This is a genomic window from Bremerella sp. TYQ1, assembly GCF_020150455.1.
Taxonomy (GTDB): domain Bacteria; phylum Planctomycetota; class Planctomycetia; order Pirellulales; family Pirellulaceae; genus Bremerella; species Bremerella volcania_A.
In genome coordinates this window covers 168,950-182,852 of record NZ_CP083740.1, presented here as the reverse complement: position 1 = coordinate 182,852, position 13,903 = coordinate 168,950, and the positions used below count along the sequence as shown (strand labels likewise).

At 55.5% G+C, this 13,903-nt stretch carries 11 protein-coding genes; 6 read left to right on the top strand and 5 right to left on the bottom strand.

The genetic code is table 11. From position 1 onward, the window contains the following. Positions 1-18: 18 nt before the first annotated feature. From LA756_RS00690 to LA756_RS00675, 4 genes are all read right to left on the bottom strand, one after another. Positions 19-1,239, bottom strand: coding sequence for a hypothetical protein (locus tag LA756_RS00690; protein ID WP_224437964.1), 1,221 nt, complete (start codon positions 1,237-1,239; stop codon positions 19-21). A gap of 267 nt (positions 1,240-1,506) precedes the next feature. Continuing rightward, the gene (locus LA756_RS00685; protein WP_224437963.1) at positions 1,507-1,962 is read right to left on the bottom strand and encodes a hypothetical protein; all 456 of its coding nucleotides are present in this window, start codon (positions 1,960-1,962) and stop codon (positions 1,507-1,509) included. A gap of 162 nt (positions 1,963-2,124) precedes the next feature. Next, positions 2,125-2,577, bottom strand: a complete 453-nt coding sequence (locus LA756_RS00680) for a hypothetical protein (RefSeq protein WP_224437962.1) — start codon at positions 2,575-2,577, stop codon at positions 2,125-2,127. 88 nt (positions 2,578-2,665) lie between these two features. Continuing rightward, the gene (locus tag LA756_RS00675; RefSeq protein WP_224437961.1) at positions 2,666-4,690 is read right to left on the bottom strand and encodes an ATP-dependent helicase; all 2,025 of its coding nucleotides are present in this window, start codon (positions 4,688-4,690) and stop codon (positions 2,666-2,668) included. A gap of 209 nt (positions 4,691-4,899) precedes the next feature. Here LA756_RS00675 and LA756_RS00670 point away from each other — a divergent pair, with 209 nt between their 5' ends. Then, entirely contained in the window at positions 4,900-5,823 is a 924-nt protein-coding gene (locus LA756_RS00670) for a YihY/virulence factor BrkB family protein (RefSeq protein ID WP_224437960.1), read from the top strand. A 207-nt stretch (positions 5,824-6,030) separates the two neighbouring features. On the opposite strand, the gene LA756_RS00665 is transcribed toward LA756_RS00670, so the two are convergent. Continuing rightward, positions 6,031-7,482 (bottom strand): PLP-dependent aminotransferase family protein, encoded by a 1,452-nt coding sequence (locus tag LA756_RS00665; protein ID WP_224437959.1) that lies wholly within the window; start codon positions 7,480-7,482, stop codon positions 6,031-6,033. Positions 7,483-7,651: 169 nt separating this feature from the next. Here LA756_RS00665 and metE point away from each other — a divergent pair, with 169 nt between their 5' ends. The 5 genes from metE to LA756_RS00640 all read left to right on the top strand — a co-directional run bounded on the left by metE (position 7,652) and on the right by LA756_RS00640 (position 13,754). Then, a complete protein-coding gene (gene metE, locus LA756_RS00660) occupies positions 7,652-9,940 on the top strand; it encodes a 5-methyltetrahydropteroyltriglutamate--homocysteine S-methyltransferase (protein WP_224437958.1) in 2,289 nt (762 codons plus the stop codon). Positions 9,941-10,192: 252 nt separating this feature from the next. Further along, positions 10,193-10,534, top strand: coding sequence for a Dabb family protein (locus LA756_RS00655; RefSeq protein WP_224437957.1), 342 nt, complete (start codon positions 10,193-10,195; stop codon positions 10,532-10,534). A 294-nt stretch (positions 10,535-10,828) separates the two neighbouring features. Then, entirely contained in the window at positions 10,829-11,155 is a 327-nt protein-coding gene (locus LA756_RS00650) for a hypothetical protein (protein ID WP_224437956.1), read from the top strand. Positions 11,156-11,378: 223 nt separating this feature from the next. Further along, on the top strand, positions 11,379-11,993 hold the full coding sequence (locus LA756_RS00645; RefSeq protein WP_224437955.1) for a carbonic anhydrase: 615 nt from the start codon (positions 11,379-11,381) through the stop codon (positions 11,991-11,993). A gap of 30 nt (positions 11,994-12,023) precedes the next feature. After that, on the top strand, positions 12,024-13,754 hold the full coding sequence (locus LA756_RS00640) for a SulP family inorganic anion transporter (protein ID WP_224437954.1): 1,731 nt from the start codon (positions 12,024-12,026) through the stop codon (positions 13,752-13,754). Positions 13,755-13,903: the final 149 nt, after the last annotated feature.

Sequence of the window (13,903 nt, the reverse complement as noted above, 5' to 3'; positions counted from 1 at the left end):
TGCCGGCGGATCGCTTGGTCACTCGGCTCGCAGTAATCGGACGCCCATCCGGCGTGCGTCTTGCAACACGCGGCGGCGATTTTCTCTGGATTCGATCGAAACCGCCTCGGCCAACTGGCTTTCCTCGTGCCCTTCGGCAAGGAACTGCGTTAGCTCGATCGGCAGACTCGGATCGGCGGCAAGTTCCCGCGTCAGTCGCAGGTAATCGCCACAAATCGATTGTTCTTGGAACCACGCTTCGGGAATCACCGAGGCCGTTTCGACGGTCAGTTCGTACGTCCACGAACCCATCGGTTCTTCACCGAACTGCTTGTTCAGTTCGTCAGTGACTTGCTGCCAGGTCTCTTCCTTCAGCAGTTCGCGTGTCGCTTCGTTAGCAACAATCACCCGCCAATCGATCATCAATTGGCGATTTCCCTTGGTGGTGTTCAGCGTGTTGAGCCGGTTCTTGATAATCTGCGTCAGGTCGCTCACCTTCTTGCAGTTTTCCAGCTCGATGATTTCACTTTGCCAGCGGCAGACGTCGGTGGGAATCGCTTCCATCGCGACATCCCCTTCTTCGTCGACTTCTACCAGCGTGCAGCTACGTTGGCCGTTGTGCGTGATGGCGCGTCCTTGCGGCGAACCTGCATAAACAGCAATCGCTGGCGAAGAATTCAATTTGTCGCGTAGCTCTTTGCCACCGAGGGCCCAGTAAGGAATCCCGCTGCGGGCAATCGCTTCCGACTCGAAATCGCCGTTAAGGGCACCAATGGTGAACAGGCCCGCGGCGTCTGGTCGAAACTGGCTCCAGCCTGGTTCGCGGCCAATAAAGCCTTGGGCGATGATCGTGCAGATCGGCACGTCTTCGCGTTGATGTAAGATTTCAATCGGTTTGCCAGGACCAATGGTGTGGACGTTGGCCGGCAGATGAATCGAAGCAGGCCAGCGGGCCGGAGGATCGGTTTCGCCACCAACCCAATAGACTTTGATGCCGGCGTCGTTCAGCGTTTCCAACTGATCCAGCAGAAAACCGACAATCACCGGACTACTTTGGCGAACGTCGAGAACATTCCCGGTGATCAGAACGAAATCAACTTCATGCAACAAGGCGTTTTCCACCACTTGTTGCATCGCTTGGCGCGGCGCACTCAGAAAGATCTCGCGCAAGTGCTCCGGCACTTCGGCGAGCCCGCCAAGCGGTTGATCGAGATGAATGTCACCGGTTTGGATAAACCTGAAAGGGGAACCAGGCGTCACGGCCTCTCTCCATGGCTGACGGCCTTCGAAACATCCTGCGATAGCATCGTGCATGCTGGCACAATGCGTACAGTTTAACGAAACGACAAAGTTTCGCCTATCCAGATTTGTTAAAGTCGCGAAGAGAGTTTACCGACACCAGAAACCACCCAAACGGGCCGGCCATCTTCAGTAATACATTCCCGGTTTAGGCCGATCTACTTAATTGGCAGGCATTTTTGCCAGTCCTGAAGGGGTGAAAGAACATCTCCATCCAATGACATCGACTTAGGACAGATTTACCGTCATGTCCACAAACGGCAAGCTTACTCCGGCACATGCGACGATCAGCATGAAAATGGCCAGCAAGAAGTAGCTTGTAAACCAAATCCAAGTCACCCACTGAAGATTTCGCGGCAGATAACAAACCGCGATGGCAATCGGCGCGTCGATTACAACGTGTGCGAGAACAAGCAAATACCAGTAGTTGATAAAGCCAGAAGACCAGTACAGTGTAATTTCGCTCGTCGCTGGCAGATCGAGGTCCATATCTTCTAATTGCTGGCGAACCATTGGAACAAGCTGGACAAAGACGACCAACAACGCTGCGGTGACCAGGAAATGGACCGACCAGGCCAGTATCGAAACCACCAGACGCCGCACGATCACCCCTACCGAGAGCCTTGCCCCAGTCTCCTCCGCTGAGGCGGCACGCTCCGAAGTCGAGTCCTCGAACGGTTCCATCTCGCGCTTTTCCCTTCCCGCCAGCTCCGGAGGACCGACCGAAAATAGCCAGGGCGGAAGCCCCTGGAGTGGCATAGGGCCTTAACAGCATCTCGATACCTAAATTGGTATCAATAACGCTTTTTCGACCCGCGACACGCGGGCCCGACCAACTGGGCGTATTTAGAAACCAATAGTGATGTCAATAAATGGAAACGGCAGGCCTATCGCGGCCAGGGCGAGCAGCAGTATGGCAATCAACAAATAGCTAGTAAACCAGATCCAAGTCACCCATTGAAACCGTCGCGGCAGGTAGCAAACACCGATAGCAATCGGTCCGTCGATCACGATTAGCGCCAAAATCAAAAGGTACGAGTAATTCGTGAATCCATCCGACAAATGCATCACAAGCTCGGATACCGCCGGCAGATCGAGGTCGTACTCGACATAGTCCTGGCGTGCCATTCCTACGACGTGGATGTAAATTAAGAGCAATGTCCACGTCACTCCTGCATGCACCGACCACGACACCAGCGAAATCATCAGCCGTCCGAAGATCACGCCTAAGGACAGCTTCGGCTTCACCTCGGCTATCGAAGCGGCCGGTTCGGACGAATCGTGCTTGAAGGGTTCCATGGTACGACGATTTCTTCCCGCCAGCTCCGTTGGGGCTAACAAGTGCGTCTGAGTTGGCGTCGACAACAAGTTTTTCGACGTGCGGACCCTACCGACGTCGGGCACCGGCCGATGGCCGCTTTTGGGCTGACTTGGGCTTTGCCGCCGGAGCTTTAGCGGCTGGGTCGACCGCATTCGGATTATCGGCTTGTCCTGTCAATTCGTAAAGAAATCGGCTCGTTTCGGTTGGACGGGGCTTACCCCATTTCTTTCGAGCCAGGGCAAACGAGAACGTCAGACGTTCCTGGGCCCGGGTAATGCCGACGTAACAGAGTCGGCGTTCCTCTTCGATCGCTTCGTCCCCATCTTTCAAGCTGCGGCTATGGGGAAGAATGCCTTCTTCCATACCGACCATGTAAACGTAGGGAAATTCGAGCCCTTTGGCGGCGTGCAACGTCATTAGGATGACGCCGTTCTTTTTGAGCTGTTTTTCTTTCTCGTTATCGAAGCCATCGCCAGCGAGCGCCGTATCGTCGAGAAATCCGGCCAGGGTGGCCTTCTTTTTCTTCTTTTCCTCGTACGCACTCACCGCATTGACGACCTGTTCGACAGCCGCTTCACGCGATTCACGGTCGTTCGGGTCGGGGTAAAGCCGCTGCAACTCCTGCTGATAGCCGATCGCACCGATCAAATCGCGCACGATGTCAGTCAGCGAGTCCTTATTCTCCAGACGCTTGCTGTAATGTTTGATCAAACGCACAAACTTGCTGATCGCTTCGGTGGTCGTCGTGGACGAACCACCTCGGATGGCGGCAGCCAATGGTAGCACGTCCCACAGCGGTTTCCCTTCGTTGGTCGCGTAATCGAGCAAATCCTTGACCGTCTTTTGCCCAATCCCTCGTGGCGGCGTGTTAATGATTCGCAGCAACGAGACTTCATCTTGGTGCGAATTGATCAGCTTCAGGTACGACAGAATATCGCGGACTTCCTTCCGATCGAAGAACGACATTCCACCAATCAGCGTGTAGGGGATATTCATTGCCCGAAACTGCTGCTCGAACGCACGCGGCTGCTCGTTGGTGCGGAACAAAATCGCGAAATCACGTGGCTCGACGTTCGGATCGTTGATCCGGCGAGCGATATCACCAACGACTTCTTCGGCCTCTTTTTCTTCGTCTTTAAAGTACAGTACCTTCGGCTGGTCGCCCCCATGCCGGGCCGCATTCAAGACTTTGTCGTAGCGTGTTCCATTGAACGCCACCAGGCGGTTCGCCACCGTCAAAATGGCACTTGTACAGCGGTAGTTGTCGGCCAGAAGCACGACTTTCGCTTCGGGCCAATCTTCTTTAAACCGCAGAATGTGCTTCACCTCGGCCCCGCGCCAGCTGTAAATCGACTGGTCGTCGTCTCCCACAACACACAAGTTGCGGTGCCCTTCGGTCAAACCGCGGACGATGCGGTACTGCGAAGCGTTGGTGTCTTGATATTCGTCGATCATCACGTGATCGAACATCGCGGCTTCTTGCTCGCGAACGGCCGGAAAGTTGGTGAAAAGCTCTTCGGTGCACAGCAGCAAGTCGTCGAAGTCGAGTGCCCCGCACGATTTCAGAGCATTTTGATATCGCCGAAATGCGACCGCGGCCAAGTGGGCTTTGTCGGTATCGGCGTGCGAAAACGCTTCTTTTGGGCGAATCCCCGCCGACTTCCAGCGGCTGATGAAGTTCAACAGGTCGCCTGGCCGCAGGGTTTCGTTGGGAACGCGAATTTCGCGGAGAACGCTTCGCGCGACCATTTCCTGATCGCTGCGATCGTAGATGGTGTACGTGTTCGGATAACCCAAATGGTTAATATGTCGCCGCAAAATGCGAACACAATGAGAGTGGAACGTCGACACGACCGGCTCGTCGTCCGACTTATTGCCCAGCAGTTTGAGGGCTCGCTCCTTCATTTCCGCAGCGGCTTTGTTGGTGAACGTCACCGCCAGGATACGCTGCGGCTTGATCCGATGCTTAATGAGATTCGCGATACGGAACGTCACCACCCGGGTCTTGCCGGACCCTGCCCCGGCCAACACCAACATGGGGCCTGACAAGGTATTTACCGCTTCCAATTGTGGCGGATTGAGTCCGTTCACCCGATTCTCGTCCGTTGACTGCGTGGCAAATCGTTGCCCCCTAGCGAGGTGTTTCTCGCGTAGAGAGCCGAGGCCCAGACGGCCTCTAGAGCCCATTGATGGTACGAAGTTGAGCGGTCAATTTTCAATGGGGTCTTGCCCAACTTTCCAGGTTTGCGGCACCTCGCGAACTACGCAGTCGCGCAACCCCTGTTAGAATGGCGGTTTTGATGCACTCAGAAGCACCTAAGGTTCTCGATCCCCATACCGTTATGCTGCAGCCGTGGAAAAAGTTTTTCTCCCAGTTTTTTCAGCGCTGGGTCGCAAACGATCACTCGACCTCGGCGGCGGCGATTGCGTTCTTCGTTATCTTTTCCCTGGCCCCGATTATCGTTTTCGCCGTCGCGATTGCCGGAGAAATCCTGGAAAGCGACGCCGGTGCTCGCCAGGCAGCAGTCGACTTCTTCGATAGTGCCCTGGGAGACACCTACGGAAAAGCGATTGTCGATCAGGTGAAACTGTCAGCGTTTCGTGAAGCGACGATGCTACCGACGATCTTCTTTAGCTTGATCGCCGTTTGGAGTGCTTCGGCAACGTTCATGCAGCTTCGCAAAGCGTTGAACCGTATCAATGGCTTCGCTGCAGAAGGAATTCGGGGCAGCGTTTTGGCCGTCGTCCTCGGCCGCGTGCGTGCCGCGTTGTTTTCGATTGGCGTCGGCCTCCTACTGGCACTCGCATCCCTATTGAGTGCCTGGTCGCATACGCTTTTGGTGAAAGCTCCCCTGCTAAGTTTTATCGCCCCGGACGACCGCGACTGGCTGCCGATGCAGGTCATCTCGTGGCTGACGGTTCTCGCCGTTTTCTACGGAATGCTACGATTCCTGCCGATGCGACGTCCCCCCTGGCGAGAAGTTGTCAGCGGCGCGTTGATCGGAACGGTCCTCTTTCAAATTGGCAAATACCTGATTATCGCCGCTGCCATCAAAAACGTCGTCGCCCAGGCCTACGCCACCAGCACGACGCTGGTGATTACGGTGATGTGGATTTTCCTGTCGGCACACGTGCTGCTGTTCGCCGCCGAAATCGGCCACATGCTCTTCTCGCCCGAGACCAGCCCCTTCGAGAAATACCGGCAAAAAGAATCCAGCGAGTAGCTCTCGCCTGGCCCCCCAACCAACAACCGGGTGGTCCGGGTTTGTAAACCCGGATGGCCGCAGGCCACAAGAGGCAGATAAGTCTCGGCTAATGGCTCGTGGAAGCCGCAATTTTCTAAAGACTCAAACGATCAGCCTCTTGTCAGCTGCGCTGATCCGGGTTTACAAACCCGAACCACCCGCAAAAGCGAAGCTTTCCTTGCTCAGCTACATCCCGTGACGGATATACTGCCCCATTCGTTCGACTTGCCGATGTAGAAACGGCGACCAGGGGAATCCGGTGTTGATACGGATATAGTTTTTAAACGCTCCGCTGGGCGAGAAGATCGGCCCTGGCGCGAACTGAATGCCTTCTTCGCTCAGCGTGTGGTACATCTTCATCGCGTCGACATGCCGCGGCATTTCAATCCACAAGACGTGCCCACCCGAAGGTCGCGACGCTCTCACGCCATCGGGGAAACAAGTCCGCACGGCACGAAGTGCGTCGTCCATTTGCTCGGAAAACTGCGAGCGAACTTTTCGCAAATGCCGGTCGTACGCTCCGGTCTCCAAAATCTCCGCGGCCACCAACTGCGGGGCTACGGACGTGCATTGATTGACGACCAACTTCATCAATTGAAACTGCTGCAAGTAGCGTCCCGGGATGCACCAGCCTAAGCGAAGTCCTGGCGAAAGGGTCTTGCTGAACGATCCGCAGTACAGAATTCGCCCTTCCGTGTCGAACGCTTTCACCGCGCGGGGACGGGGCGAACGGAACGAAAGATCGCCATACACGTCATCTTCGACCAGCGGAACCTGGTAACGGTTTAAGATGTCGACCAGGCGTTTCTTATTCTCTTCCGGCATCAAACTGCCGGTGGGATTCGAGAAGTTCGACACCATCGCGCACGCGGCGATGTCGTACTTCCCCAGCACATGATCCAAATGGTCGAGCTGAATGCCGGTTTCCGGGTCGCACGCCACTTCCACCGCTTTGAGTCCCAACGACTGCAGCACTTCCAACAAGGCGTAATAGGCCGGCGATTCGATCGCGACGATACTTCCCGGAGGCGCTACGCATTTGATCGAAAGATAAACGGCCTCCTTCGCTCCGCTGGTAATGACGATATCGTCCGGGCTCACGATATAGCCTGCTTCCGTCCCGCGCTTGGCGATCGACTTCCGCAGCGTTTCATGGCCTGGCACACCGTCGTAACCGAAGCAGGCATCTGGCAAGTCGCGCATCACCTTCTGATACGACTTGTTCAGCACGCCCAGCGGCATCAGTTGGGTCGACTGCACCGCGGCACCTAATGTCGGTTCCGCGCCAGAGCCGATCGCGGCATTCATGCGTGTCGGGATGTTGGTCTGGATGACACAAGCCTCACCGTTAGGACTCGTCGAAGACAGCTTCGGCAATTCCTCCGGCGGCCGGCGCACGTAATGCCCCGACTGCGGTCGCACTTCGATCGCTCGCCAGTCTTCCAGCAGCGCCAGTGCGCTTTTGGCCGTATTCAAACTGACGCGATGCTCTTCGCTCAGTCGGCGGATCGAAGGAAGCTTTTCGCCTGGCTCAAACGCGCCTGACTGGATCAACCGGCGTATCTTGTCGGCCAATTGATAGTAAAGCGTGTTCTCATCTTCGCTCGCCGGGGAGCTCTGGTTAGGGGCCGATTTCATCTGTCACCCATCTCTCTGAGGAAATCTGATCGGGCATCTTCGTGCCACCTCATCTGTAACCCCAATTAAACCACACATCCAAAACTGTATCCATGAGTATCGTACCGATAAATTAGTCCCCCAAGCAAGTGTTATCACTCATTTCCCCTCAACAAGGACTGTAACCCTCATGGCAATGGCAACAAATCTGGGATTTCCACGGATCGGAGCCCGACGTCAGCTGAAATGGCTGCAAGAAAAGTACTGGAAAGGTTCGATCGGAGCGGAAGATCTGCTTTCGGGCGCCGCGGAAGTACGTGAAACGAACTGGAAGTGGCAAGCCGAGGCAGGAATCGATCAGCTTCCCGTCGGCGACTTCTCGTTCTACGACCATGTCCTCGACTGGGCTCAGCGCGTCGGTGCGGTACCTGCGGCTTATCGCACGCCGCAATTGGTCAGCGAACTCGATCGCTATTTCGCCATGGCCCGTGGCACGCAAAAAGGTGCCGATCTGCCGGCGCTCGAAATGACGAAGTGGTTCAACACCAACTACCACTACATCGTTCCCGAGTGGACTGCCGATCAGCAGTTTGAATTGAACGCCGACGCTTACCTCAAAGAGATCGCGGCTGCTCGCGAGATCGCCGCGGATGTTCGCCCTGTCGTCCTTGGTCCGGTCAGCCTGCTGCTGCTAGGCAAACTGAAAGGGAGCGACGCTTCGCCGCTGGTGCTGCTCGATCGACTGTTGCCGATTTACGAACAACTGCTCGGCAAGCTGAACGAAGCTGGCATTACGTGGGTTCAATGGGACGAACCGATCTTGGCCCTCGATCTTAATGCCGATGCTCAGAACGCTTTGAAGCATAGCTGGGATGTCTTGCAGAATTCGCTTGGCAATGTGAAGCCCGTCCTGACAAGCTATTTCGAGTCGCTTCGCGAAAACCTGCCGCTGGCGTTCTCGCTGCCGGTCAGTGCGGTGCATCTCGATTTGGTCGCCGACGCGCAGCAACTGACTGCGGCGCTAAAGCATGTTCGTGACGATCAATACCTTTCGCTGGGCCTGATCGACGGACGCAACGTTTGGAAAGCAGATTTGGCGAAAGCATTGGAGTTGGCTGAAACAGCAGCTTCCGCGATTGGCAAAGATCGTTTGTTGATTGCCCCAAGTTGCTCGCTGCTCCATAGCCCAGTCGACTTAGAGTGCGAAACCGAAATCGATGCGGAGGTGACCTCTTGGCTCGCGTTTGCTCGGCAAAAGCTGGACGAGATCTCGACGCTGACCCAGGCCATCAACCAAGGCCGCGAAGCGGTTGCCGACAAGTTGAAAGCTAACGCCAACGCGATTGAAACGCGGCGCACATCGATTCGCACCCACAATCCGGCTATCCGAAATCGCGTGAAAAGCGTGTCGCCGGAAAGTCTTCGACGCCAGGACGATTATGCCGCCCGCCAGTCGCAACAGCGCGATCGGCTGAAGCTTCCCTTGCTGCCAACGACCACGATCGGTTCGTTTCCGCAAACTCCTGAAGTACGTCAGGCCCGCGCGGCATTCCGTAAAGGGGACCTGGCCGCCGACGCCTATCAGCAATATCTCGAGAAGGAAACGCAAGACTGCATTCGCCGGCAGGAATCGCTTGGGATCGATGTGCTCGTGCATGGAGAATTCGAGCGGAACGACATGGTCGAGTATTTCGGCGAACAACTCGACGGCTTTGTCGTTTCCAAGAACGGTTGGGTCCAAAGTTACGGTTCCCGTTGCGTGAAGCCGCCGATCATCTTCGGCGACATCGAGCGTCCTTCGGCGATGACGGTGCCGATGGCCAAGTATGCCCAGTCGCTGACCGACCGTCCGGTGAAAGGGATGCTGACCGGTCCAGTGACCATCTTGTGCTGGTCGTTCGTCCGCGACGATCAACCGCGGCGTGATACATGCGAGCAAATCGCGTTGGCCATTCGTGACGAAGCGGTCGACTTGGAAGCGGCTGGCATCGGGGTGATTCAGATCGACGAACCCGCCCTGCGAGAAGGCTTGCCGCTGCGTCAGGAAGATCAGCCACGATACCTACAATGGGCGGTCGACGCGTTTCGCCTGGCTTCCAGTGGTGTTTCCAACGAAACGCAGATCCACACCCACATGTGCTACTGCGAGTTCAACGAGATCTTGCCGTCGATCGCCGCACTGGATGCCGACGTGATCTCGATTGAAACGAGCCGTTCGCAAATGGAGCTTCTCGACGGATTCGGTAGCTTCCGTTATCCCAACGAGATCGGCCCTGGCGTCTACGACATTCACTCGCCGCGGGTTCCTTCCAAGGAAGAAATGGTTGGGCTGCTGCAGAAGGCGGTCGAAGTCATTCCGCCACAGCGACTGTGGGTGAATCCAGACTGCGGACTGAAAACGCGTGGCTGGACAGAAGTGGAAGCCGCGCTGAAATCGATGGTGGAAGCGGCCCAGGAAGTGCGGTCTTTGCTGGCTTAACCCAATCCGCAAAAGCGTTTGGCACGCCTCGGTAAGGAAAAATCCTCATCGAGGCGTGCATTAATTCTTGGAGAAAGACGTTGAAATTCGTCGGCTAACGTGTCAAATTAGATGTTTGCCTGCCAGCTGCATCTCCCACCTGACACAAGATCCGAGAAGGTCCCGCCTCCTATGAAGTTCCCCGGTCTGCCATTACGCTGCCTTTCCCTGTGCGCTTTCCTGATGATGGTCGGCGTATTTTCGATGACTGCCATGTCGCACGCTGAAGAAAAAGAAGCCAACTCGTCGGCCAAGAAGCTTCGCCACGTGGTGATCTTCAAGTTCAAAGAGTCGGCTAAGGCAGAAGACATCAAGAAGGTCGAGAAGGCCTTCGCCGCGCTGCCCAAGAAGATTCCGCAAATCATGGAATTCGAGTGGGGCACCAATAACAGTCCGGAAATGTTCGACAAAGGCTTCACGCACTGCTTTCTCGTCACTTTCGCCAGTGAAGAAGATCGAGCCTTATATCTGCCCCACCCGGCCCACAAAAAGTTTGTCTCCATTTTGACTCCTCACTTGGAGGAAGCGTTCGTCATCGATTACTGGGCTGAATAGTCCTGACGGACAATGTGAAAACTCGCTCAATCGATCATCAAGCCGCTCGCAATCGCAGGGCGGCTTTTTTATTGGCATGCGAACTACTAGGGGGTCTTTTCTTGCTTTATGGGGAGACTCTGCTTAAATTTTTGCGAACCACGCTGTTCGGGGTTGGACGATAGCTCTCACTTTACCTATCCTTTTTCTAGAGTAATCATTCGGCGCGGGAAATTCCGAGAGCCGATATGAACGCACGGCACGCTTGGTCCGTACTGGAACTAAGTGTCCGACATCCTCGAAGCAAATGACTGCATGAAACCACGTTGGCTTTACTTACTGCTGATTCTCGCATTACTGCTGCCGGGCACACGTCCCCGGTTTGCCAGTGCGATTGTCGCAGGCAGTGCGCCACTGCAGGGGGCTCCGGCCTCGAACACGAACAGAACGCAGACCGAGGAAGAGGAGGTTCACGAACGCTCCGCTATCTCGCGTCAGTGTCAGCGGATCGCTTTCGCTCGTAACCAGGCCAGCTTCGCTTGGAAGCTGCGCCAATATCGACGTTTCTCTTCTGCGATACCCGCCATGGCTTCCATCCAAGTCGCTTTTCATAACGGCTTCGGCGGAAACATCACCTCTTAGTTCTCCCCAGGGCTGCTGCGCGCTTACATATCCCAGCCATTGCCAGGCACCATGCGCGAACTCTTTCAGCAGCACCCAGGCCCTGTCCTGATTCTTTGCCAGGCTTTGCCAGCAGAATCAGGCTCCCAGTAAACTTGGGAAAGATCGTCGGTCTGTTCACAGCCGAGATCCTCCCCACGTTACCAACCTCAAGTTTTTACGCGGAAGAAGAAAGATACATTCCATGCGCGATTTGTTAGCTGGAGTCAGCAAGTTTCAGAACGAAACGTTCCCCAAAAAGCAAAGCCGCTTTGAAGAACTCGCCGGAGGTCAAAGCCCCGAGGCACTCTTCATTACGTGCAGCGATTCGCGAGTAAATCCCGAGTTGATCACCAACAGCGAACCTGGCGAACTGTTCGTCATTCGCAACGCTGGCAACATCATCGGCAAAAAGGGTGAAGCCGATCTCGGGATGGCCGCGACGATCGAGTACGCCATCAAAGCGCTCAAAGTCCCGCAAATCATTGTCTGCGGACATGCCAAGTGCGGGGCCATGCAGGGGCTCATGAATCCCGAAGCGGTGACCAGTTTGCCAGAAGTCGGTAAGTGGGTCGCTCTCTCGCAAGATGCCCTGAACGACAACTCGCCCGATCCCAACGCCGATAGGCTGACGCAGTTGATTCAAGCCAATATAAGGCTCCAACTGCGCAACTTGATGACTTTTCCCGAAGTCGCCGAAGCGGTCGCAGCCAACAAGCTCCGCCTCCAAGGCTGGCTCTATGACTTCACCACTGGAAAAGTCACCGTCCTCTCGCCTGAAACGAACGAGTTCATCGATTCGAACGTCCGGATCGCATGATCTCTGGAAAACCTTTTCGGAAACAACCACATGGCTACGCAAGACACCAGCAAACCTGAAACACCTGGTTACTTCCCAGGCGTTTTCAAGAAAGACTTCATCTCTTCGATCGTTGTCTTTCTTGTTGCCCTGCCCCTTTGTATCGGGATTGCTGTGGCGGTCGGCGTCAATCCTGCACGCGCGTTAATCACCGGGATCATCGGTGGTTTGATCGTCGGGATTTTCAGCGGATCGCCCTTGCAAGTCAGTGGCCCTGCGGCTGGCTTGTTTGTCATCGTGGCAGACATCATCGCGCAGCAGAAAGCAAAGTTCCTCGGCTTCGCAACGGTCGCCGAGGAATCGGCCGACGATTCCGCGATGATCTATGCATTGTCGGCCCTCGGATTTTCCGTGTTGGTCGCTGGCCTCATCCAGGTTGTGGCCGGAAAGCTGATGATCGGTCGTTGGTTCCAAGCCGTCTCGCCTGCGGTCATCAACGGCATGCTCGCAGGTATCGGCTTACTGATCATCGTCAGCCAGTTCCATGTGATGCTCGACCATGAAGCCTTGTGGCACGGTCACAAGGCCCATGGCGGCCTCCAGTACATGGCCACCATTCCCGAAGCGATCTGGAAATGCTTCGACACGACCGGCGAATTACCGTCGCATCATCTCGCCGCGACCATCGGGATTATCACGATTGTCACCATGATTTTGTGGCAATCGTTCGCTCCGAAACAACTGAAACTGATCCCCGCTGCCCTGCTGGGCATCGTCTTGGCAACCGTCGTTGCCATTGTGTGGAACTTCCCGCTGAAGAACTTGGACGTTCCGCAAAACTTGCTCGAAGAAGTTTCGTTCCTGAACACCACTCCTGAATGGACGTCCATTATCGTCGATCCGGCCGTTTACATCTCAGCATTGGTGATCGCGCTCGTGGCAAGTGCCGAAACGCTTTTATGTGCCACGGCGGTCGACAAGATGAAGCAAGGCCACAAAACCAATCACGATAAAGAACTAACCGCCCAAGGTATCGGCAACATGGCTTGCGGTTTGGTCGGTGCCCTGCCGATGACCGGCGTCATCGTTCGGAGTTCGGCCAACGTCAACGCCGGCGGTCAAACCCGTGGGGCGACCATCATGCATGGGGCATGGCTTCTGCTGTTCATCGTCTTCCTGCCGCAAATCTTGACGCTTGTGCCCAGGGCCGCACTGGGGGCGTTGCTCGTTTACACGGGCTTCAAGCTGTTGAACATCAAGCAGATCAAAGAACTGTACAAAACCAGCTGGTCCGAATTCGCCATCTACGCCACCACCGTCACTCTGATTGTCAGCTTCGACCTGCTCATTGGGGTGGTCGCCGGCATCGTGCTTTCCGCGGTCAAACTGCTGGTGACATTCACTCGCTTTGAAGCCGACTTGTACATCAACGAAGAAGAAGGCCAAGCCACGCTCAGCTTGAACGGAGCTGCCACGTTCCTACGCCTGCCGATCCTGACGCAGCGATTGGAACAAGTTCCCGATGGCGTTGATCTGCATGTCGATCTCACCAACCTAAGCTACGTCGATCATGCCTGTTTCGAGACCCTCATGGATTGGGCCAAGCAGCATGAAAAGACCGGAGCGACGTTAACGGTCGACTGGAACATGCTGCACGGCAAGTTCCAGAAGGAAGTCGAGATCCGCCCCAATGGGAACGGACATGAAGAATCGAGCAGCCAAAATAATAGCCACGCCCAAACGGAAACTAGCTCGCTTAAGGGAGGCGCCACGGCGACCTGACTGGTTCAGCCGTTATAACCGGAATACGGAATGCCGTGGCTTTGTTAAGACTATGTAAATAGCCGTATTAACGCCCCTTACAAGACTGCGAGCGACGTCTGAATTTTCAGGCGTCGCTCTTTTTTGTTGTAACAACCGTTAGCAGAAAT

Excerpts from the sequence above, each read along its gene's own strand:
- LA756_RS00650 (WP_224437956.1), top strand. The coding sequence starts at position 10,829 with ATGAAACCACGTTGGCTTTACTTACTGCTGATTCTCGCATTACTGCTG.
- metE (WP_224437958.1), top strand. The coding sequence starts at position 7,652 with ATGGCAATGGCAACAAATCTGGGATTTCCACGGATCGGAGCCCGACGT.
- LA756_RS00645 (WP_224437955.1), top strand. The coding sequence starts at position 11,379 with ATGCGCGATTTGTTAGCTGGAGTCAGCAAGTTTCAGAACGAAACGTTC.
- LA756_RS00655 (WP_224437957.1), top strand. The coding sequence starts at position 10,193 with ATGTCGCACGCTGAAGAAAAAGAAGCCAACTCGTCGGCCAAGAAGCTT.
- LA756_RS00685 (WP_224437963.1), bottom strand. The coding sequence starts at position 1,962 with ATGGAACCGTTCGAGGACTCGACTTCGGAGCGTGCCGCCTCAGCGGAG.
- LA756_RS00680 (WP_224437962.1), bottom strand. The coding sequence starts at position 2,577 with ATGGAACCCTTCAAGCACGATTCGTCCGAACCGGCCGCTTCGATAGCC.
- LA756_RS00670 (WP_224437960.1), top strand. The coding sequence starts at position 4,900 with ATGCACTCAGAAGCACCTAAGGTTCTCGATCCCCATACCGTTATGCTG.
- LA756_RS00640 (WP_224437954.1), top strand. The coding sequence starts at position 12,024 with ATGGCTACGCAAGACACCAGCAAACCTGAAACACCTGGTTACTTCCCA.
- LA756_RS00665 (WP_224437959.1), bottom strand. The coding sequence starts at position 7,482 with ATGAAATCGGCCCCTAACCAGAGCTCCCCGGCGAGCGAAGATGAGAAC.